At 41.4% G+C, this 20384-nt stretch carries 17 protein-coding genes; 9 read left to right on the forward strand and 8 right to left on the reverse strand.

Features of this window, described 5'->3' with window-relative positions; genetic code table 11:
• Positions 1–313: 313 nt before the first annotated feature.
• Entirely contained in the window at positions 314–2341 is a 2028-nt protein-coding gene (locus B3317_RS02020) for an aceric acid hydrolase (protein WP_291108094.1), read from the forward strand.
• 10 nt (positions 2342–2351) lie between these two features.
• On the opposite strand, the gene fucP is transcribed toward B3317_RS02020, so the two are convergent.
• The 4 genes from fucP to B3317_RS02040 are packed head-to-tail and all read right to left on the reverse strand — an operon-like array spanning position 2352 to position 6563.
• Positions 2352–3617 carry an L-fucose:H+ symporter permease gene (fucP, locus tag B3317_RS02025; RefSeq protein WP_291108097.1) on the reverse strand — a complete coding sequence of 422 codons (1266 nt, stop codon included), beginning with the start codon at positions 3615–3617 and terminating at the stop codon, positions 2352–2354.
• 43 nt (positions 3618–3660) lie between these two features.
• On the reverse strand, positions 3661–4584 hold the full coding sequence (locus B3317_RS02030; RefSeq protein ID WP_291108101.1) for an amidohydrolase family protein: 924 nt from the start codon (positions 4582–4584) through the stop codon (positions 3661–3663).
• A gap of 14 nt (positions 4585–4598) precedes the next feature.
• Complete coding sequence (locus B3317_RS02035; protein WP_291108105.1) at positions 4599–5618, reverse strand: zinc-binding alcohol dehydrogenase family protein; 1020 nt, start codon at positions 5616–5618, stop codon at positions 4599–4601.
• A 12-nt stretch (positions 5619–5630) separates the two neighbouring features.
• On the reverse strand, positions 5631–6563 hold the full coding sequence (locus B3317_RS02040) for an aldo/keto reductase (RefSeq protein ID WP_291108108.1): 933 nt from the start codon (positions 6561–6563) through the stop codon (positions 5631–5633).
• 135 nt (positions 6564–6698) lie between these two features.
• On the opposite strand from B3317_RS02040, the gene B3317_RS02045 reads away from it, so the two are divergent.
• The 4 genes from B3317_RS02045 to B3317_RS02060 all read left to right on the forward strand — a co-directional run bounded on the left by B3317_RS02045 (position 6699) and on the right by B3317_RS02060 (position 9993).
• On the forward strand, positions 6699–7721 hold the full coding sequence (locus B3317_RS02045) for a LacI family DNA-binding transcriptional regulator (protein WP_291108111.1): 1023 nt from the start codon (positions 6699–6701) through the stop codon (positions 7719–7721).
• Positions 7722–8107: 386 nt separating this feature from the next.
• Positions 8108–8686: a YceD family protein gene (locus B3317_RS02050; RefSeq protein ID WP_291108113.1), complete on the forward strand. Its 579-nt coding sequence runs from the start codon at positions 8108–8110 to the stop codon at positions 8684–8686.
• Positions 8687–8751: 65 nt separating this feature from the next.
• Positions 8752–8937, forward strand: coding sequence for a 50S ribosomal protein L32 (gene rpmF / locus B3317_RS02055; RefSeq protein ID WP_291108116.1), 186 nt, complete (start codon positions 8752–8754; stop codon positions 8935–8937).
• 75 nt (positions 8938–9012) lie between these two features.
• Positions 9013–9993 carry a beta-ketoacyl-ACP synthase III gene (locus B3317_RS02060; RefSeq protein ID WP_291108119.1) on the forward strand — a complete coding sequence of 327 codons (981 nt, stop codon included), beginning with the start codon at positions 9013–9015 and terminating at the stop codon, positions 9991–9993.
• A gap of 70 nt (positions 9994–10063) precedes the next feature.
• On the opposite strand, the gene der is transcribed toward B3317_RS02060, so the two are convergent.
• Together der and B3317_RS02070 are read right to left on the reverse strand one after the other, a co-directional pair.
• Positions 10064–11377, reverse strand: a complete 1314-nt coding sequence (gene der / locus B3317_RS02065; protein WP_291108122.1) for a ribosome biogenesis GTPase Der — start codon at positions 11375–11377, stop codon at positions 10064–10066.
• Positions 11378–11493: 116 nt separating this feature from the next.
• Positions 11494–12087: a hypothetical protein gene (locus B3317_RS02070; RefSeq protein ID WP_291108125.1), complete on the reverse strand. Its 594-nt coding sequence runs from the start codon at positions 12085–12087 to the stop codon at positions 11494–11496.
• A gap of 259 nt (positions 12088–12346) precedes the next feature.
• Between B3317_RS02070 and smpB the strand changes: the two genes are divergently transcribed.
• From smpB to B3317_RS02090, 4 genes are all read left to right on the forward strand, one after another.
• Positions 12347–12799 carry an SsrA-binding protein gene (gene smpB / locus B3317_RS02075; protein WP_044215471.1) on the forward strand — a complete coding sequence of 151 codons (453 nt, stop codon included), beginning with the start codon at positions 12347–12349 and terminating at the stop codon, positions 12797–12799.
• 26 nt (positions 12800–12825) lie between these two features.
• Positions 12826–14184 (forward strand): DUF3329 domain-containing protein, encoded by a 1359-nt coding sequence (locus B3317_RS02080; RefSeq protein ID WP_291108130.1) that lies wholly within the window; start codon positions 12826–12828, stop codon positions 14182–14184.
• A gap of 124 nt (positions 14185–14308) precedes the next feature.
• Positions 14309–18001, forward strand: a complete 3693-nt coding sequence (gene metH / locus B3317_RS02085) for a methionine synthase (protein WP_291108132.1) — start codon at positions 14309–14311, stop codon at positions 17999–18001.
• Between the two features lie 31 nt (positions 18002–18032).
• A complete protein-coding gene (locus B3317_RS02090; RefSeq protein WP_291108480.1) occupies positions 18033–18860 on the forward strand; it encodes a metal ABC transporter permease in 828 nt (275 codons plus the stop codon).
• Here the strand turns inward: B3317_RS02090 and B3317_RS02095 are convergent.
• Together B3317_RS02095 and B3317_RS02100 are read right to left on the reverse strand one after the other, a co-directional pair.
• Positions 18857–19366, reverse strand: a complete 510-nt coding sequence (locus B3317_RS02095) for a threonine/serine exporter family protein (protein WP_291108135.1) — start codon at positions 19364–19366, stop codon at positions 18857–18859. The genes B3317_RS02090 and B3317_RS02095 overlap by 4 nt on opposite strands.
• Positions 19367–19397: 31 nt before the next feature.
• Positions 19398–20198: a threonine/serine ThrE exporter family protein gene (locus B3317_RS02100; protein ID WP_291108137.1), complete on the reverse strand. Its 801-nt coding sequence runs from the start codon at positions 20196–20198 to the stop codon at positions 19398–19400.
• Positions 20199–20384 lie beyond the last annotated feature (186 nt).

Genomic DNA, 20384 nt, shown 5'->3' on the forward strand with positions numbered 1-20384 from the left:
TTCGTTTAAAAATATTTTTCGTTTTTCATTTTTCGTTAAAAACATTGGCACATCGGCAAATTGATTAATCGGCACATTGATTTCTGTTACCTTTGTTACCTTTTTGGGAATAGTTACAAGTAGACAAGGTACGAGATACAAGTTGTTAACTGCTAACTGTTGACTGTTAACTGATATATCTGTTACTTTTGTTACCTTTTAATCGAGAATGGTTAATATATGTGAAATGTATATTGTGGAAATAGTGAAAAATATGTCATATTTGTCAAGTTTTAACATTATATAGTTAATATGTGTAAAAATATAATACAGAATGAAATTTAAAAGTTTATCCTTATGTTTTCTATCCATTTGCTTAGCTGCAACAATATCAGCTCAGACGAAAGGATTGACCAACACGACCAAAAGTCCCTATGCAAAGATGCATAGTGTAGATCTGAGTGATGTAGTTTGGACAAAAGGCTTCTGGTCCGAGCGGTTCGATGTATGTAAAGATACCATGCTATACAACATGTGGCGGATATTCGACAATCCGGAACTGAGTCATGCTTACCGCAATTTTGAAATTGCCGCCGGACTGAAAGAAGGTGAGCACAAAGACCCTCCTTTTTTCGATGGCGACATGTATAAATGGCTGGAAGGCGCTGCTGCCGTTTACGCTATTACCAAAGATCCGAAGCTGGATGAATTGATGGATCGTTTCATCGAAACAATCCGCCTCTCACAACGTGAAGACGGATATATCCATACAGCCACAATCGTCGCTCACAAGAATAATCCCGGTGCGAAAAAGGGATTTGAGGAAAGACTCCATTTCGAGACTTATAATATGGGACATCTGATGACAGCAGGTTGTGTACACTACAGGGCTACGGGCAAAAGGTCGCTATTGGATTTAGCTGTTAAGACTACCGATTTCCTTTATAATTTCTATAAAACAGCAACCAACGAATTGGCGAGAAGTGCAATCTGTCCATCACATTACATGGGAGTAGTAGAGATGTACCGGACAACCGGAGACCCGAAATATCTGGAATTATCAAAAAGCCTCATAGACATTCGGGGGATGGTAGAAAACGGAACCGATGATAATCAGGACAGAATTCCGTTCCGCGAGCAAAAAGTAGCTATGGGACATGCCGTCCGCGCCAACTACCTGTATGCAGGTGTAGCCGATGTATATCTGGAAACGGGAGATAAAACACTTTTGGATTGCCTGCACCCGATCTGGGACGATGTTACTTATCGCAAGATGTATATAACAGGCGGCTGCGGCGCTTTATACGACGGTACCTCTCCCGATGGAACAGCGTACGAGCCGGACAGCATACAGAAAGTACACCAATCGTATGGACGGGCATATCAGTTGCCGCAAGAGACGGCTCATAACGAAACCTGTGCCAATATCGGTAATATGCTCTGGAATTTCAGGATGCTTCAACTTTCTGCCGATTCCAAATATGCTGATATTATGGAGCAAACATATTATAACAGTATCCTGTCGGGCATCAGTCTTGATGGTAAGAAGTATTTCTATACAAACGCATTAAGTCACACACATGAATTTCCTTACCAAATGCGTTGGGGTAATTTCAGGCAGGAATATATCAGCTGTTTCTGCTGTCCGCCTAACACAGTGCGCACCATAGCGGAAGCTAACAGCTATGCATATGCGACTTCCGATAAAGGTATTTATTGTAATCTGTATGGTAGCAATATATTAAAGACAAAGGGTGTTGACGGTTCTGACATTCATATTACGCAAACAACCGATTATCCGTGGAATGGAAACATTAGCCTGAAAATAGAAAAGATTCCGGAGAAACCTTACTCCATATTCCTGCGTATCCCTGAATGGTGTGACAATGCTTCGATAAAGGTAAATGGTAAAGATACGGATATAAAGGCGATTCCGGGAAGCTATGCAGAGGTGCGCGGCAGTTGGAAAAATGGTGACGTCATAGAGTTGGATATGCCATTCGAAGCCAGATTGATAGAATCGAATCCGATGGTTGAGGAGAACCGCAATCAAATAGCTGTAATGTACGGTCCGATGGTTTACTGTATGGAAGGAAACGACTTGCCGGAAGGGGTATCGATACATGACATCCTCATCCCTATGGATATAAAATTAAAGCCAAAAGCCATCAGTATAGATAACAGTAAGGTAGTGATGCTGACAGGAAAAGCCCGTCTGCTTACTGACAACAAATGGGATGGCAGACTATATCGTAAGGTCAATAATTCGGCCAAAGATATTGAAATAAGCCTTATTCCGTATTATGCATGGAACAATAGAGGTAATTGCGACATGTCTGTGTGGTTAAGGGCCGCCAGGTAGTTACTAACTCTCAATCCACGACCTTATATCCTTTCCAACCATAATAAGCACAGAAAACAAAGCAGATAAGCGGAATGATATAAGCTATCTGATAGATATGTTCATTATGGTGCATGATATAAGCCGTAAGTTGTGGCAGGCAGGCATTTCCTACTATGGCCATTACAAGGAATGCCGAACCGCTTTTAGTATTTTTACCTAAGCCCTCGAGAGCCAGAGAAAACTGTGTAGGATACATAATTGACATAAAGAATGACACGCCGAGCATGGCATATAAGCCGGTCATTCCGCCAAATGCCATGATCGCCCCGCATAAGGCAATATTAGCCAGAGCGTATACGACAAGCATATTCTGCGGTTTGAACTTTACCATCAGCATGGTTCCTATCCAGCGTCCGAGCAAGAAAGCCAGCATATAGAGGCCGAAGAATGTAGTCGCTGTACTCTCAGACATTCCTGCATAAGTGCAGCAGTAGACCAGAAACAAACTGTTAATGGCTGTCTGTCCTCCATTATAAAAGAATTGGGCAATTACTCCCCAACGCAGGTGAGATCGTTTCAATACTTTAAAGTCAATGAGCTTATCATCATTCTTTTCTCCTTCTTCATGATCTCCTTCTTTGATTTTAGGCAGATGGGAAAAGACAAATACAATGGCTATAACAATCAGTGTCCCGGCCAGAATAAGATAGGGAAGTTTCATCGCGTCCGTCTCGAACTGAATATAACCTACCCATCCGCCGGCATAATCGGCAGGAATAGTCTCACGGGTATATTCTTGTCCGCTAAGTACGAGTTTACTCAGGAACATGGCAGCGATAAAAGCACCCAGCCCGTTGAAAGATTGGGCAAGGTTCAGTCTTCTTGGAGCCGTCTTCGGATCACCTAAGGCTGTAACATAAGGATTAGCGGCAGTTTCGAGGAAACACATTCCAGTAGCGATAATAAAGAATATCCCTAAGTATGCCCAATACTCCTTGATAATCGAAGCCGGGAAGAACAAAAGACCACCCAATGCAGCCAGACATAAGCCGAATATAATCCCGGCCTTGTAGCTGTATTTCTTCATAAACATAGCTATCGGGATAGGGAATATAAAATAGGCCAGCCAATAAGCGGTTTCAGTGAATGACGCTTCAAATGTATTGAGTTCACAGGTTTTCATTAACTGGCGTATCATTGTCGGTAATAGATTGCTGCTGATAGCCCAGATGAAGAAAAGGCTGAAGATAAGTGCAAGTGCTATTCCATAGGTATTTCTCTGATTGTTATTCATGGCGGTTATATGGTGTTTTCCCTGTTTGTTCCGGATAATATACCTATTCGGACATGTTTTTTATATAAGGAAGGTCTATCAGGCTTTTAAATTTATAGAAGCTTTTAGCATTTTGGCCTAAAAACAGGGCTTTTTCCTCATCGGTCAGAATCGTTGATTTTAATACAAAGTCATAAGACATGCGGTAGGTAATGGCAGTTATGGTGCGTGGATAATCCGAACCCCACATTAATTTTTCAATACCAACTAAATCTGCGGCCTCGCGAATAGCGTCAATCGCTCCTTTAAACGGGTAAAATTCATCATTGAATAACCATGTTATACCTCCCGATTCAATCATTACGTTATCATTCAATGCCAGCTTTATTTGTTCTTGCCAGTCTTTATATGTTACCATACCAAAGTGCCCTATCGCGATTTTCAGTTTCGGGCATTCGGAAATTACTTCCTTCATTTCAGGCACCTGCTTCATCCCATCCGCCAGATCAACAGATAATATAACATTATATTCCTCCATCAATTTAAATATATCCATCATTTCAACAGAAGTCAGATAAACTCTACCTTCCGGTAAAAAGAAACGCTGAGCCGGTACCTTCAACGCCTTAAATCCATGACCAATCAATTTCTTGGCATGCTTGAGAAAATTGTGATGACGCACATCGAACATACCACAACAGAAGAAACGGTCAGGATAATTTTCCTGTACATCTGCCAAATATGCATTTTGTATGCCATCTATATATTCCTGGGTAATTACAGCTGCCGATACCTGCGCATAATCCATATTTGATAGAAATACCTCGGCTGTATTTTTCCCGTCAACCATAAACGGAGGAACCATTTGGCGTATTTCTCCCATAAAAAGGGATTTGCCGCCTTCCAGCGTTTGAATTCTCTGTCCATTTACCTCTGTATCCTGCTGATACCAAAGGTGCGCATGAGCGTCGATTATTTTGAATTCCATAGTTAATAATTATATTAAAATTCAATAAGTATCCTGAATACTTTTCCTGTATTTTGCTCCCAATATTCAAGCGCTTTTTGAACCTCTTCAGGCTTGTATATACGGCTTATGAGCTCATCTTTAGGTACTGTTGCATGGTGTTTCATATATTCCATCACTGAACGAAAATCTTCCGGCATAGCATTCCTTGATCCCCGGATATCCATTTCTTTCTGAACAAAATGTTTTGTTTCAAAAGCTATTTCCATCTTTGCATATCCTATACAAACAATCCGGCCGGTAAAAGCAACCTCGTTCACCGCAGTCTGATATGTGACAGGAGCCCCTACCGCCTCAATTATAACATCCGGTCCTGTACCATTGGTTATCTTCTGTAAACACTCATGAACATTCTCTGTCTTTGAATTAATTGTGTATGCTGCACCAAACTTTTTCACCAGATCAAGTTTATCATTGTCAACATCCATCGCTATAACTCTCGCTCCACGCAAAGCAGCCCGTATAACAGCTCCGATACCAATCATACCGCAACCTATAACCAATACGATATCCAGATCGGTTATCTGCGCACGCGAAACAGCATGGAATCCTACACTCATAGGTTCGACAAGTACAAAATCTTTTGGAGTTATAGCTTGATCTACAATCACCTTTTGCCATGGAACTGCTATATATTCACACATTGCGCCGTCCCGCTGTACCCCCAATGTCTGATTGTACCGGCAGGCATTAGGACGGCCATTACGGCACGAGGAACAATGATCACAACTTGAATAAGGATTTATTGTACACGCCATCCCAGGCTTTATATTGTCCGGTACATCTTCTGTAATATCCTCTACAACAGCTCCTATTTCATGACCGGGTATTACCGGAAGGTTAACCATTGGATTCTTGCCCAGAAATGTATTCAGATCCGAACCACAAAAACCAACATACCTTATTCTGACCAGTACTTCTCCCTTCTTTAATTCCGGATACTGTTTTTCAACTAAGGATGTTTTGCCTCTTTCTGTTATTGTAACTGCTTTCATCACAACAATTTTTTAACTATTCAACCACGTATCCCTAAATCTTGGCTTTAAAATCAACCGGACTTCATTCAAGAGTAACACATCTAATTCCTCTTCTACCCATTTTATATTCTGCAATACAGTTTTCGGAGATGCCGTACTGAACAAAGTTGTTGCTATGCGCGGATTAGATGTGGAATACTTTACAGCTAACCGTTCTATCGGTTTCCCTTTTGCTTTGCAGTGAAGCATTGCTTTTCTACATAATTCCTGTAGAGCTTTAGGTGCAGGATGCCAATCAGGGGCACCTTTTTCAGTAAGTAAGCCCATGGAGAAAGGAGAAGCATTGACTATTCCTACCCCCATTGACTCAAAGTAATCAAGATAATCAACGAGAGAATCATCATTCAGGCAATAATGGCAAAATGATAAAACACTCTCTACAGTTCCCGGTATCGCATGATCTATTACATACTTCAAATGGCTGAGGGTTAGATTGGTAATTCCAATATGCTTTACTACACCCTCTGATCTTAAGTTAGCTAAAGTCGGAAGTGTTTCCTTACATACCTGCTCCAAATCAGCAAACTCTATATCATGGATATTAATCAGGTCAATATAATCAACATTCAGGCGTTCCATGCTTTCGTACACACTTTCCTTTACTCTTTTAGCCGAATAATCCCATTGGTTTATTCCGTTTTCACCATAACGCCCAACTTTTGTCGACAAATAATATTTTGTCCGGTCTATATTTTTTAATGCTTTTCCTAAAACTATTTCAGCTTTCAGATATCCGTAATAAGGTGATACATCTATGAAATTTATCCCGTTATCTATAGCTGCATACACAGCCTCAATAGCGTCCTTTTCTTTTACGGGATGAAAAACCCCGCCCAAAGATGAAGCTCCAAAACCGAGGTTAGATACTTTCATCCCTGTTTTCCCTATTTCTCTATACTCCATGGTATTATAATAATTTATTTCAAAAGTATAAGTTCATATTCTTCATGTGGCATACAAATAGGGAAAATCAAACGCAAAGGTTTGCGTAAATCGATTGTTTATATTATTTTTGATCAATCTTGAAGCTATATATTTATGGAAAAACCCGTATCATTAAAAGATCTGGCTATAGAACTCGGTGTATCTGTATCAACAGTGTCACGAGCACTGAAGAACAGTCCGGAAATTAGCCCGGGAATGAAAGAAAAGATTAAACTATTGGCAAAAAAAAGAAATTACCGTCCAAATCCATTTGCCATGAGTTTGTTGAAAAATACCCCGCGTATAATCGGAATAATAGTACCGGATATTGTAACCCACTATTATTCCTCTATCATAAGCGGGATAAATGATATCGCCCGCAAAAACGGTTATTCCACAATTATTACTTCATCATATGAGCAATATAACTTGGAAAAACAGTGCCTGGAAGATTTGATAAACATACGTGTAGAAGGTATTATCGCATGCCTGTCCCAGGAAACGATCGAATATTCTCATTTTGAAGCACTGTATGAACAGAATGTGCCTCTTGTTTTTTTTGATCGTGTCAGCCTCACGCAAAAATTCTCATCCGTAATTACAAACAACATAGAGTCTGCTCAGGAAGCCACAAAGCATTTTCTTGAAACCGGCTCGAAGAGAATCGGGTTTATCGGCGGCGCAAATCATCTTGAAATTGTTAAACAACGGAAGCATGGATATCTTCAAGCTCTCCGTGAATATAAGATTCCTATCGAGAAAGAACTGGTATTTTGTAAAAATATCGGCTATGAATCGGGTTATCAGGGGGCATGCCAGTTATTGTCGTTACCCAATCCTCCTGATGCTATTTTGGGAATGACCGATAGCCTCGCTTTTGGAGCAATGAAAGCCATCAGGGAATATAATTTGCGTATACCTGGCGATGTAGCCCTGATAGGTTATACTGATGAAATACATTCCAATTATGTAGATCCACCTTTGACAGCTATGACACATCAAACTTATAAAATGGGCGAAACTACTTGCAAATTACTGCTTAAACAGATAAAAGGAGACAATAAAACCTATCAAATAATTATACCATGCATTCTTTCTGTCCGTGAATCTTCTATGAAAAAGATATTGATCCGATAATATGGAGAACCGAAAATGTAATTGTCATATCAATCAATTTCTATTCTTTTTATGCGCTTCTACCCGAAAATTTTCTCTACGATGTCGTAAGCCGGAACCAGATACGGGTATCTCATTGAGTTCAAGGAAGCAAAGAATCCAGCCTGGCCTATTACCAAGGATGCAGGTAAAGAGACGCCGGCCGTTAAGAACTGCGTCGAAGAATAAAGGCCTTATAAGATATATTTTCGGTAAAATTTAAATAATTACTTACTCTTTTCGAAATGCAAAAAGAAGGGGAGGAAAGCCCGATAAAGCCAATTTCTGAAAACTTGAATTATTTATTCTTTAATTCAAAAAAAACTTTGTACCTTTGCGCCGTTCTTTTTTGAGTTATATATACGGACGTGGGAAAGTTTAGCTTATATAATATACCTCTCAGAGGTTTGTCGGAAGGAAAGCATGAGTTCAGGTACGACTTGGATAAAAGCTTTTTCGCTCTGATTGACGACGGTACAGCCGACGTTAAAAAAGGAGATTTGAAGGTTGTGGTATCTTTGAAAAAGACATCCGTTACTTTCGAATTGAATTTTGATATAACCGGAACAGTTCATGTTCCATGCGACAGATGTCTGGATGATATATCGATGGATGTCGATACAAAGAACAAACTGATCGTCAAATTCGGAAAAGAATATTCAGAAGAAAGCGACGAAATCGTCATTATACCGGAAGAAGACGGTGAGATTAATATTGCGTGGTTCTTATATGAGTTTATCATATTAAGTCTTCCGGCCAAAAAAGTGCATCCTCCGGGTACATGCAATAAAGCGATGTCTTCCAAGTTGAATAAACACCGGGCTAAGAGTGCGGATGATGATTCGGACGACGATTCGGAAGATGATATATCCCTTGACGATGATGATCCGTCATTTACCGATTCCCGTTGGGATGGTCTTAAAGACGTTGCTGTAGACGAAGATTGAATACTATAATAGAAAATTGATTTTTCTAATTCAGATAAATAAAAATAACTAAATAAAACAAGAAAATGGCACATCCGAAGCGAAAACAGTCGAAATCAAGAACGGCTAAAAGAAGAACTCACGACAAAGCAGTAGTCCCTACATTGGCTGTATGTTCTAATTGTGGTTCTTGGCATGTATTCCACACAGTTTGTCCTGAGTGCGGATACTACAGAGGCAAATTAGCTATAGAAAAAGGAGCGGCAGTTTAATCTATATTTTACTAAACTCCAGGCCCTGCATAGGGCATTTTTTTTATTAAGTACTCACAAAACCAGAAAATAATAATGATTCGAGCCGCAATTACCGGTGTTGGCGCATATATCCCCAAGGATATTCTGACCAATGAAGAATTAGCGAAAATAGTTGATACTACCGACGAATGGATTATGTCGCGTGTAGGCATCAAAGAACGTCATGTATTAGGCAAGGGTATTGGCACTTCTTTTATGGGAGCCGAAGCCGTGAAGGAGTTGCTGGAAAAAACAAATACGAAGCCGGAGGAAGTTGAGGTTATAATTTTTGCCACTACTACTCCCGACTTTATATTTCCATCTACAGCAGCAATGACAGCCGAAGCTTGTGGGATAAAAAACGCTTTAGGCTTCGATATACAGGCTGCATGTTCAGGTTTTATCTATGCATTGGAAATTGGATCTAATTTCATTCGCTCAGGACAATACAAAAAAGTGGTTATTGTTGCTGGAGACAAAATGACTGCGATAACCAATTACAAAGACCGTACTACCTGTCCTCTGTTTGGTGATGCCGCAGGAGCTGTAATGTTGGAACCTACTACAGAGGAAGCCGGTATAATGGATTCTTCGCTGCATATCGATGGTGTCGGTATTCCACATCTGCATATGCATGGTGGAGGTTCGGTTCATCCCGCATCTCACGAAACAGTAGATAATGATATGCACTATGTATATCAGGAAGGCCAGGTTGTGTTCAAGCATGCAGTATCACGTATGGCAGATGCTTCCGTTGAAATAATGGAACGTAATAATTTGTCGAAAGAGGATGTAGCATGGCTTGTTCCGCATCAGGCAAATATCCGTATCATTGAAGCTGTGGGGAACCGTATGGGCTTGTCTGCCGATAAGGTGATGGTGAATATACAGAAATATGGCAATACAAGTTCGGGTACTATCCCTGTATGCCTGTATGAATGGGAATCGAAGCTGAAAAAAGGTGATAATATTATCCTTGCAGCATTCGGAGCCGGTTTCACATGGGGTGCCGTATATCTGAAATGGGCATATTGATCGAAAATCATAATATTAAAAAAGGACAACCGACGGGTTGTCCTTTTTTTATGCTTTAAAATATCCTGTTCTATTTCTCTCTGATAATAATGTTTATAGGTGTGCCCGACAAGTCCCAGTTGTCCCGTATACGGTTTTCCAGGAATCGTTTATAAGGGTCTTTGATCCATTGCGGCAGATTGCAGAAGAATACAAACGTGGGAACCTGTGTGTTAGGTAACTGTGTGATGTATTTTATTTTAATGTATTTACCTTTGTTCGATGGCGGTGGAGTATGTTCGATGATAGGAAGCAGCACCTCATTCAGTTTGTGAGTGGGTATCTTTGTTTTTCTGCGGACAAATACCTCTTTGGCAGTTTCCAGTACCTTCAGCACCCTTTGCTTGGTTACAGCCGAAGCAAAAATTATAGGGAAGTCGGTAAAAGGAGCCAGACGTTCGCGTATGGCATGTTCGAAGGTTTTGATAACGATCTGTTCCTTGTTTTCAACCAGGTCCCATTTGTTTACACAGACAACAAGTCCTTTCCGGTTTTTCTGAATCAGGGAGAATATATTCAGATCCTGACTTTCTATCCCTTGTGTGGCATCAAGCATCAGTACGCATACGTCCGAGTTTTCTATCGCTTTGATGGAGCGGATAACCGAATAGTATTCGAGGTCCTCGGTAACTTTTCCCTTTTTGCGGATACCTGCCGTATCTACAAGGTAAAAATCCATATTGAACCGGTCGAAACGTGTATATATAGAGTCGCGGGTAGTTCCGGCTATGTTGGTTACAATATTCCGTTCCTCGTCCATGAGCGCATTCACAAAAGAAGATTTTCCGGCATTCGGACGTCCGACAATAGCTATACGAGGAATGTCTTCGAGGTGCTCTTCCTCACTTTGTTTTGTAAACTTGGTGATAATCAAATCAAGTAAATCACCTGTTCCTCCGCCATTGATGGCGGAAATGTTTACAGGATCTCCTAATCCCAAAGCATAAAACTCTGCTGACTGGTGGTGCAGGTTAAAGTTGTCGGCCTTATTGGATACTAATATGATAGGTTTCTTGGAACGGCGAAGCATATTGCCTACGCTGGAATCCAGATCGGTGAGCCCGTTCATTACATCCACAAGGAAAAGGATAACGTCTGCTTCCTCTATCGCTATGGATACCTGTTTGTTTATCTCGCTTTCGAATACGTCATCCGAATTGATAACCCAGCCTCCGGTATCTACCAGAGAGAATTCCTGTCCGCCCCATTCAGCTTTTCCGTACTGGCGGTCGCGGGTTGTCCCTGAAGTTTCGTCTACAATAGCTTGCCGGCTTTCGGTCAAACGATTGAATAATGTTGATTTACCCACATTAGGGCGACCGACTATAGCTACTAAATTTCCCATAATATACTTGTACTCTTTAAATTTTGCTGCAAAGGTACGCATTTTTATCGAAATCTGAGATAAATAAAAAACGGCTTGTAAAATACAAACCGTTAAAAAATATTCTTCAGATTCTGTTACTTAAATATATACTTGGCATTAAGCCATACGATGGTGTCGTTGTCACTTTCCATAGCAGCGGCGCCCGGGAATCCTGCAAGTTTGGCGACTATATCCGGTGTGAGCGGGAAATCGTGATATGAGGTCGTATCATTTCCGGTCTTAGGACTTATGTAGCGGGCATAACCTTTTGTTCTGTATAAAGTATCCATATTTCCCATAGCAATAAAGAGATCTTTATTTCCATTTTTCAGAACGAAGAGGGAATCGTTTTTGAAATGATAGGTTGATACTATTTTGTAAAGCCCTACAGAATCGACATATGTTACCTTGTCTTCATTGAAATAAATACTCATCTCTTTAAACAGGTTGGCATTGTATACAGAGTTCATTTTCCTCGTGTAAAAAGCGTTTTTCGCGCTATCGGTCCTACCCATTGTATCCAGTGCATATGTGATAGGTTTTGCACCTCCGGTTGCACCTACATATGCCTGAAAGTCGGTTATGTCGTTTGTACCCATCCATCTTTTTATCGGACTTACCCCATCGTCAGTTCCGCAAGCGGCAAAGGCAACCATTATGGGAAATATTAAAAATAAAAGTTTCTTCATTTCGTTACTTTTTCGTATGTAAAGATATAAAAAAACTGCCTTATCGGATTATAATTTTCGATCCGGATATAGCGTAACTAAAAAACTATTGCAGGGGCGTATTAAGATTCGTCCTTACAGGCCAAAGCATATCAATAAATATTTTGTATAACTTAATAATTCTTTCAAAGAACATAATGTAGTCTTGAATGAATATAATAGGCTAATATTTACTATTTTTGTAGGTTCACAAAAGATATGTGTTATCAGAACAAAAAATATGAATCAACCAAACATTAATATAAAGAACAAGCGGGCCAGCTTCGATTATGAATTTATCGAAACATATACTGCCGGTATTGTACTTACCGGGACGGAAATAAAATCGATACGTTTAGGAAAAGCCAGTCTGGTGGATACTTTCTGCATATTTGAGAAAAACGAATTGTGGGTACGCAATATGTACATTGCCGAGTATTTCTATGGCTCTTACAACAACCACTCGGCACGCCGCGACCGCAAACTGCTTCTGAACAAGAAAGAATTGAAGAAGATGCAACGCCTTGTCAAAGAAACTGGCTATACCATTGTGCCCACCCGTGTCTTTCTCAACGACCGGGGGCTTGCCAAGGTGAACATAGCTGTTGCCAGAGGTAAAAAGCAATATGATAAACGTCAGAGCCTGCGCGAAAAAGACGATAAACGGGCTATGGACAGGGCAATGAAACAATAGTAAATGGTTTTCTTAATATTTATTGAATGTTGAAAGCAAGGCGGTTTCTTTCGGAACAGAAATATATTATACTGATTTCCATATTCTTGTTCGCCGGTATATATGGGCTGAATTATTATTTCCCTATTACGTTGGATGACTGGATATATAGTATGAATGCAGATGGTTCACGGGTAAGTTTTGCAGATATTATTCCTTATCAACATGCGCATTATTTTAACTGGGGTGGCAGATCTGTTGTACATGCAATAGCGCAGTTTATGTTGGCCTCCGGTATATTTTTAGGCGACATTATCAATAGTATCGGGTATGTTGCATTAGCCCTGACTATCTACTGCATAGCGAATAAAAATAATAAAGTCAATATATCTTTGTTTGTGGGAATTAACCTGATGATCTGGTTTTTAGTCCCTTCCCTTGTGGAGAATATCTTTTGGATAACAGGAAGTGCGAATTATTTGTGGGGTACATTACTTATATTTCTTTTCATATCTTTTTATTGTTCGGCTTTTCTGAACGATAACTTAAAAGATAGCCGGATAAAAAGGATAGTGATGTTCCTGTTCGGAATTATTGCCGGATGGACGAATGAGAATATGGCGGTAGCAATGATATTCTTTGTAATATGTTTGATGTTGCTTATCCGAAAAGAGAAGCAGGTGATGTGTAAGTGGATGCTGTTCGGTTTGTTAGGTGGGGTTGTGGGTTGCGCTTTTATGCTTTTGTCCCCGGGGAACTATGTACGGAACATAGTGGAGCTGAATGCTTTGAGTTCGGGCGGAGAAGAGCCGGCCTACATGTTTTACTTTTACCGTTTTACAAATATATTAAAGATTGCAACAAGGTATTTCCTTATACCGTCTATTATCTATCTGGTATTAATGTTATTATATCTTAAATTTAAAAAAGATAATGATAATAGGATATTGTTCCTGTCCTTGTTATTTGCTGTTACAGCGGGAGTCGCAATTTTGGCTATGGTGGCAGCTCCCATTTTTCCGGAAAGAGTTTGGTTCGCTATACTTATACTGATGTTTACAGCTACAGGTTTGCTGTATGCCAATCTTGATTTTTCTGTAATCTTATTAAAAGTTCCTTTATATATTATTACAGGTATGGTCACATTAGTCTTTTTCTATTCTTATTGGCAGAGCCTGAACGATTTTAGGCGGATTCATGATATATGGGCGGAAAGAGAGAGGATTATATTGGCAGAAAAACAAAAAGGTGTGAAAGATGTTGTAGTTTACGGACGTTTCAAGGCTTCGGATTCGTGGTTTGTAAAACCTAAGACCGGAGATATTCCATTGGATTCTGTCTTATGGCTGCAAAATGCATGCGGGCGTTATTATGGGGTGAACTCTGTAAAAATTTTTGATAAATAAGACTAAGAATTTAATATAGGATGTTTCTCTTTGGTTGGCGATAAAACTAAGACATTGAATCGGATAAAATATTAAAAATAAACAATCCGTATTTTTGCAAAATATCCAATAATTGAAAATAGAAATGAATAAAATACACGATATATTGAAGGATAGAATCCTTATACTCGACGGTGCCATGGGCACCATGATACAACGCTATAAACTGACAGAGGAAGATTTCCGCGGAGACAGGTTTGAAGGTTCAACTACATTACTGAAAGGTAATAATGACTTGCTTTGCCTAACCCGTCCCGATGTGATAGAAGCCATCCACCGCGAATATCTCGAAGCGGGCGCCGATATCATTGAAACAAATACGTTCAATGCAACCTCTATATCGATGGAAGACTATAATATGTCTGATCTGGTAAAGGAGATAAATATTGAAGCGGCCAGACTGGCAAAGAAAGCCGCCACCGATTATACAAGGCGCAATCCGGATAAGCCTCGTTATGTTGCCGGCTCTATAGGGCCGACTAACAAGACGGCTTCGATGAGTCCCAAAGTTGAGAATCCGATATTCAGAGCGGTGACTTTCGATGATCTGTATTATGCTTACAAAGAGCAGATTGAAGGACTTGCAGACGGAGGCGTGGATTTATTGCTTATCGAGACTATCTTCGATACATTGAATGCCAAAGCCGCTTTGTTCGCAGCGGATGAAGTAAGAAAAGAACGCAATATAGACCTGCCTATAATGATTTCTGTCACTCTCTCCGATAAAGGGGGGCGGACATTGTCGGGGCAAACAGTAGGAGCGTTTTTAGCATCCGTCAGCCATATAGATTTCTTATCTGTAGGACTTAACTGTTCATTCGGAGCATCGGATATGAAACCATTCCTGAAAGAACTGGGACGTATAGCGCCGAATTTTATATCGGCTTATCCCAATGCCGGATTACCGAACCAGTTTGGGGAATATGATGAGACACCCGAAATAATGGCAGGCCAGATAAAAGAATATATTGACGAAGGCCTCGTAAATATTCTGGGAGGATGTTGCGGTACAACTCCCGGTCACATTGCAAAATATGTAGACCTCATACAAGGTGCGACTCCGCATAAACCGGCCCGCAAACCGGAATATATGTGGCTTTCGGGACTGGAATTACTGGAAGCGAAGCCTGAGATCAACTTTATAAATATAGGGGAACGCCTGAATGTGGCGGGTTCCCGCAAATTTCTCCGTCTGATAAAGGAAGAAAAATACGAGGAAGCGTTGACTATTGCCCACAAGCAGGTGGAAGACGGCGCGCAGGTATTGGATGTGAACATGGATGAAGGTTTGCTGGACGGAGTGAAGGAAATGACTACTTTCCTCAATCTGATGGCATCCGACCCGGACGTGTCCCGTGTGCCTGTAATGATAGACTCCTCGAAATGGGAAGTGCTCGAAGCCGGGCTGAAATGCGTACAGGGTAAGCCGATTGTAAACTCCATTTCATTGAAGGGGGGGGAGGAAGATTTTCTTCGTCAGGCACGTCTGGTTAAGGCGTACGGCGCGGCGGTCATTGTCATGGCTTTTGACGAAACGGGGCAGGCCGATACATTTGCCCGCAGGATAGAAATCTGTGAAAGGGCTTATAAGCTGTTGGTCAATGACGGATTCAATCCGCTGGATATTATTTTCGACCCCAATATACTTGCCATCGCGACAGGTATAGAAGAGCATCGCGGCTATGCAGTCGATTTCCTGGAAACGATCACATGGATAAAAGAAAACCTGCCGCATGCTAAAATCAGCGGTGGAGTAAGTAATCTCTCATTCTCGTTCCGTGGAAATGATTATGTGCGTGAGGCCATGCATGCCGTATTCCTTTATTACGCTATTCAGCGGGGTATGGATATGGGTATCGTAAATCCGGGGCAATCTGTTGTATATGATGATATTCCAGCCGATCTGAGAAATCTTGTGGAGGATGTTATCTTCAACCGCAGGGCAGAGGCTACGGACGAACTGATTGAATATGCCGAAAAGATAAAGAACGAAAATACAGGGCAGACAGAGCAAAAAGTGGAAGAATGGCGTTCTTATCGGCTCGATGAACGTATCCAATATTCTCTGATAAAAGGTATCAGCGACTATCTGGAAGAAGACCTGACGGAAGCGCTTCAGGTGTATCCGAAGGCGGTGGATATTATCGACAAGCCATTAATGGACGGAATGAACAAGGTAGGCGATCTTTTTGGTTCCGGCAAAATGTTTCTTCCGCAAGTTGTAAAAACTGCCCGTACAATGAAACGTGCAGTGGCTATCCTGCAACCGACTCTGGAGGCTCAGAAAGCATCTTCGGCAGGAAGCAACAAGGCCGGAAAGCTGGTTATCGCTACCGTAAAGGGCGATGTGCACGATATCGGTAAGAACATAGTATCTATTATCCTTGCCTGCAACAACTATGAGGTAATCGACCTCGGGGTGATGACTCCTCCGGAAGTAATTATTCAGAAAGTAAAAGAAGAACAGCCTGATATACTTTGCCTTAGCGGCCTTATAACTCCGTCTCTGGAAGAAATGAGCATCGTTGCCCATGAGATGGAAAAGGCTGGCTTTACCATTCCGCTGATGATCGGTGGGGCTACTACATCGAAGCTGCATACGGCAATTAAGATAGATCCGAAATACAATAACGGTTCGGTGGTATATGTCAAGGATGCTTCGCAGGCGCCTGCGGCTGTAGGTAAGCTGATAAATCCGAAGACAAAGGAAGACTATATAAAAGATGTACGCACCGAATATGCTTCATTGCGTGATACGGCGGGTGATAAGAAAGCGGATCTGCTACCATTGTCCGAAGTATTGGATAAGGGCATGAAACTGAATTGGGAGGATTATAATACTCCCGAACCGCGGGTGAAAGGACGTCAGACATTGAAACATATCCCGGTGGAAATCATTGTGCCTTATATAGACTGGAAATTCTTCTTTCATTCATGGAATTTGTCGGCGCGCTATGCCTCTGTGCAAAATATCGATGATTGCCCTTCTTGCAAGGCTACATGGCTGAGTTCCTTCCCTGAACAAGAAAGGGAAAAAGCTGCGGAGGGTATGCAATTGTATAAAGATGCCAAGGCGTTGCTAGATCAGCTGGTATATGATAAGGCCGGTTATATCAATGCCGTATTCGGCGTCTATGAATCATATAGCGATGCCGAGTCCCTTTACATCGATGGTATACGTTTTCCTATGCTTCGCCAGCAGAAAAAAAATGACAAGAGAGAGTATCTTTCTTTATGCGATTTCGTTGCGCCGAAATCTTCCGGAAAGAAAGACTATGTGGGGGGCTTTACCGTTACTGCCGGAGTAGGTGCAAATGAACTGATGAGCGAGTATGAACGTCAGGGCGATGAATATAAAGTACTGCTTCTCAAGTCGGTTTTAGACCGTCTGGCAGAAGCGTCTACCGAATGGCTGCATGCCGAAATAAGGAGGAAGTACTGGGCATTTGCTCCTGATGAGAATATAAGCGTAAATGATATGTTTACCCTTAAATATCAGGGAATCCGTCCGGCAGTGGGTTATCCGTCTATACCCGACCAGTCTGTCAATTTCCTGCTGAATAGGGATTTGTTACAATCCGAAGAAATAGGAGTGGAGCTGACCGAGAACGGAGTGATGCTTCCGAATGCTTCAGTGAGTGGTATTATCATTTCACATCCTAAATCCAAATATTTCAATATAGGTAATATACTTGATGACCAGTTGGAAGCATATATAGAAAGAAGGGGAGAGGATGCAGAGCAGATTCGTAAGTTTTTGAGTGCAAATTTGATATAAATCAGAGATAACTTATAATGGAATGGAATTTATAGACCTCCTTTCATATACCTTTTTTCAGAACGCCCTGTTGGGGAGCTTCTTTGCCAGTATAGCCTGCGGTATCATAGGCTCTTATGTCGTTATTCGCCGGCTTGTATTTATCAGCGGGGGAATAACGCATGCTTCGCTAGGAGGTATCGGCATGGGCTTCTATTTCGGGTGGAATCCGATATTTGCCGCTATGATCTTTTCCATCTTGTCGGCTTTCGGTATCGAATGGTTATCATCGAGGCAGGGAGTGAGGGAAGATTCGGCAATCGGCTCTTTCTGGTCGCTCGGAATGGCAATAGGGATTATCTTTATATATCTCAAACCCGGCTTTGCACCTAATCTTTCGGATTATCTCTTTGGTAATATACTTACTATCACAAAGCCGGATATAACTTATCTGGCCATCTTGTCCATAGTGCTGATTATTGTCTTTTTGCTCTTTGGCCGCCATATACTGTTCGCGGCTTTCGATTCCGATTTTGCAAAGACACGTAATCTGCCGGTCAACCTGATAAAGTACGCCATGATGATGGGGATTGCCATTACAATCGTACTTTCTATCCGTTTGGTAGGCATTGTGCTGCTGATGTCGATACTTACCGTTCCCCAGATGACAGCCAACCTGTTTACTTCCAACTTCGTAAAGATGATTATTCTTTCCATCCTGATCGGATTTTTCGGGTGTATTGTCGGCTTGTTCATGTCTGCGGTATTGGATGTTCCGTCAGGGGTGTTTATCATCTTTACGCAGATAGTCGTATTCCTTGTATCGCGCTGGATAGTGAAAGCCATTCAGAAAAGCAAGCGGGAAAAGGTTCTTTCTTAACCCTTTCCTATCACATCTTTAAACGATATATTCTTCACGCTCGACTTGCGGAAAAGCAGCGCTCCTATACAGATGCCTATCGCTAATGTAAACAGTAATGACATGGTAAGCATCAGGTTGTGAGACATCTCTATCAGTATATGCGGGTTTTGTTCCACTGTAGGCAGGTCGGTAACCTTTATTCCGGCCAACATCGTTTTGTAGGCGAACATACCCGGAATCATGGTAATACAGGCCGGCATTGTAAATACTACCGGCGGGCTGTCTACCCTGTGCGCTGCGAAAATACCAATTAACCCTATCAGTACCGAACCGGCTAATGTAGCCGTTATCATCCCGAAATCGAGTTGTATAAGGATGAAGCGAAGAGCATGTCCCATACCGCCAAGTAGCCCGGCAACCCACAACAGGCGTTTAGGCGAGCCGAACAGTATAGCCCAGCAGAAACCTACAAGGAAAGCGATGGTAAAGTCGCGGAATATATTTATGATTGTCAGTTCTTCCATTTGCTAATTTTCGAATATGCTAATCTGCTAATTAAAAATTCCCTATTCCCAACAAAGTAATACACAGTGTCATACCTGCTGCAATACAAAGCAGAATGAACCCGCCGAACAAAGCCCGGTTCAGAGCTGAAGGCAGATAACCTTCTATCAGGTCTATGACACAATTTATCAGCGGTACACCCGGTATCAAGTATAGAACGCCGGTCGCCATTGCGGCTTCGGGATGCTCCCCGAATCCGTATAATCTGCCAAGTCCTGCTATCAATGTTGTGATAAAAGCCGCAATAGATATACATATCATCGGATTGAATTTCTTTCTGGCAAAGAAGACTCTTACCAGATAACCGATAAATGCAGCAACAAAAGCTATCAGCGCATTTTTTTCGTCTCCTGCCGAGAACAGGCAAAGGCCGCCACACGAAAATCCGACAGCTACAGCCACAACAATATCTTTGTAGTTAGACTTGGCTTTTATCTTGGCAAACTCCTTTTCCACGTAAGATATGGGCAGGTTCTCTTCCTGTACTTTCCATGACATGTGAGATACGGCGGTCAGTATAGCAAGATGTACACTATGTGGAGGTGAATTTTTATAGCAGGTGACGGAATTGGACGGGTCGTTCTTATCTTTCACTGTAACTGTGAGACCGTTGAAAGTAGGGCTCATATTTATATCGAATTCCCATGTCGTGGCCAGCCTTCCTATATTGCTGCTGAGACGTCCGCAGTGCGCACCCGATGCCAGCAGGAATGTCCCTATATCGAGTATAAGGTCGGCAAACCGCTGTGCTGATATTTTTTCTTTTTCGTTTATGTTTCTAAATTCCGGCATTGTTGTATACAATTCTGATACAAAGATAGGAATTTTCAGTTAACAGTTAACAGACAACAGTTAACAACTTGTATCTCGCCTACTGTAACTTATTTGCATGCTCCCTGCAATCGTTTGCAAGTTAATTTCGACAAAAATAGCAAGGTGCCGGATAAATTCTTATTCATTATTATGTAGATTTGTTTA

It is taken from the genome of Dysgonomonas sp. UBA7710, from assembly GCF_002482385.1.
Taxonomy (GTDB): Bacteria; Bacteroidota; Bacteroidia; order Bacteroidales; family Dysgonomonadaceae; genus Dysgonomonas.

What these genes read in the sequence shown, in the direction of transcription:
- B3317_RS02080 (WP_291108130.1), top strand. Translation starts at nt 12,826, where the DNA reads ATGTTGAAAGCAAGGCGGTTTCTTTCGGAACAGAAATATATTATACTG.
- rpmF (WP_291108116.1), top strand. Translation starts at nt 8,752, where the DNA reads ATGGCACATCCGAAGCGAAAACAGTCGAAATCAAGAACGGCTAAAAGA.
- B3317_RS02100 (WP_291108137.1), bottom strand. Translation starts at nt 20,198, where the DNA reads ATGCCGGAATTTAGAAACATAAACGAAAAAGAAAAAATATCAGCACAG.
- B3317_RS02020 (WP_291108094.1), top strand. Translation starts at nt 314, where the DNA reads ATGAAATTTAAAAGTTTATCCTTATGTTTTCTATCCATTTGCTTAGCT.
- B3317_RS02030 (WP_291108101.1), bottom strand. Translation starts at nt 4,584, where the DNA reads ATGGAATTCAAAATAATCGACGCTCATGCGCACCTTTGGTATCAGCAG.
- der (WP_291108122.1), bottom strand. Translation starts at nt 11,377, where the DNA reads ATGGGAAATTTAGTAGCTATAGTCGGTCGCCCTAATGTGGGTAAATCA.
- smpB (WP_044215471.1), top strand. Translation starts at nt 12,347, where the DNA reads ATGAATCAACCAAACATTAATATAAAGAACAAGCGGGCCAGCTTCGAT.
- B3317_RS02035 (WP_291108105.1), bottom strand. Translation starts at nt 5,618, where the DNA reads ATGAAAGCAGTTACAATAACAGAAAGAGGCAAAACATCCTTAGTTGAA.
- B3317_RS02040 (WP_291108108.1), bottom strand. Translation starts at nt 6,563, where the DNA reads ATGGAGTATAGAGAAATAGGGAAAACAGGGATGAAAGTATCTAACCTC.
- B3317_RS02060 (WP_291108119.1), top strand. Translation starts at nt 9,013, where the DNA reads ATGATTCGAGCCGCAATTACCGGTGTTGGCGCATATATCCCCAAGGAT.
- B3317_RS02095 (WP_291108135.1), bottom strand. Translation starts at nt 19,366, where the DNA reads ATGGAAGAACTGACAATCATAAATATATTCCGCGACTTTACCATCGCT.
- B3317_RS02070 (WP_291108125.1), bottom strand. Translation starts at nt 12,087, where the DNA reads ATGAAGAAACTTTTATTTTTAATATTTCCCATAATGGTTGCCTTTGCC.
- metH (WP_291108132.1), top strand. Translation starts at nt 14,309, where the DNA reads ATGAATAAAATACACGATATATTGAAGGATAGAATCCTTATACTCGAC.
- B3317_RS02045 (WP_291108111.1), top strand. Translation starts at nt 6,699, where the DNA reads ATGGAAAAACCCGTATCATTAAAAGATCTGGCTATAGAACTCGGTGTA.
- fucP (WP_291108097.1), bottom strand. Translation starts at nt 3,617, where the DNA reads ATGAATAACAATCAGAGAAATACCTATGGAATAGCACTTGCACTTATC.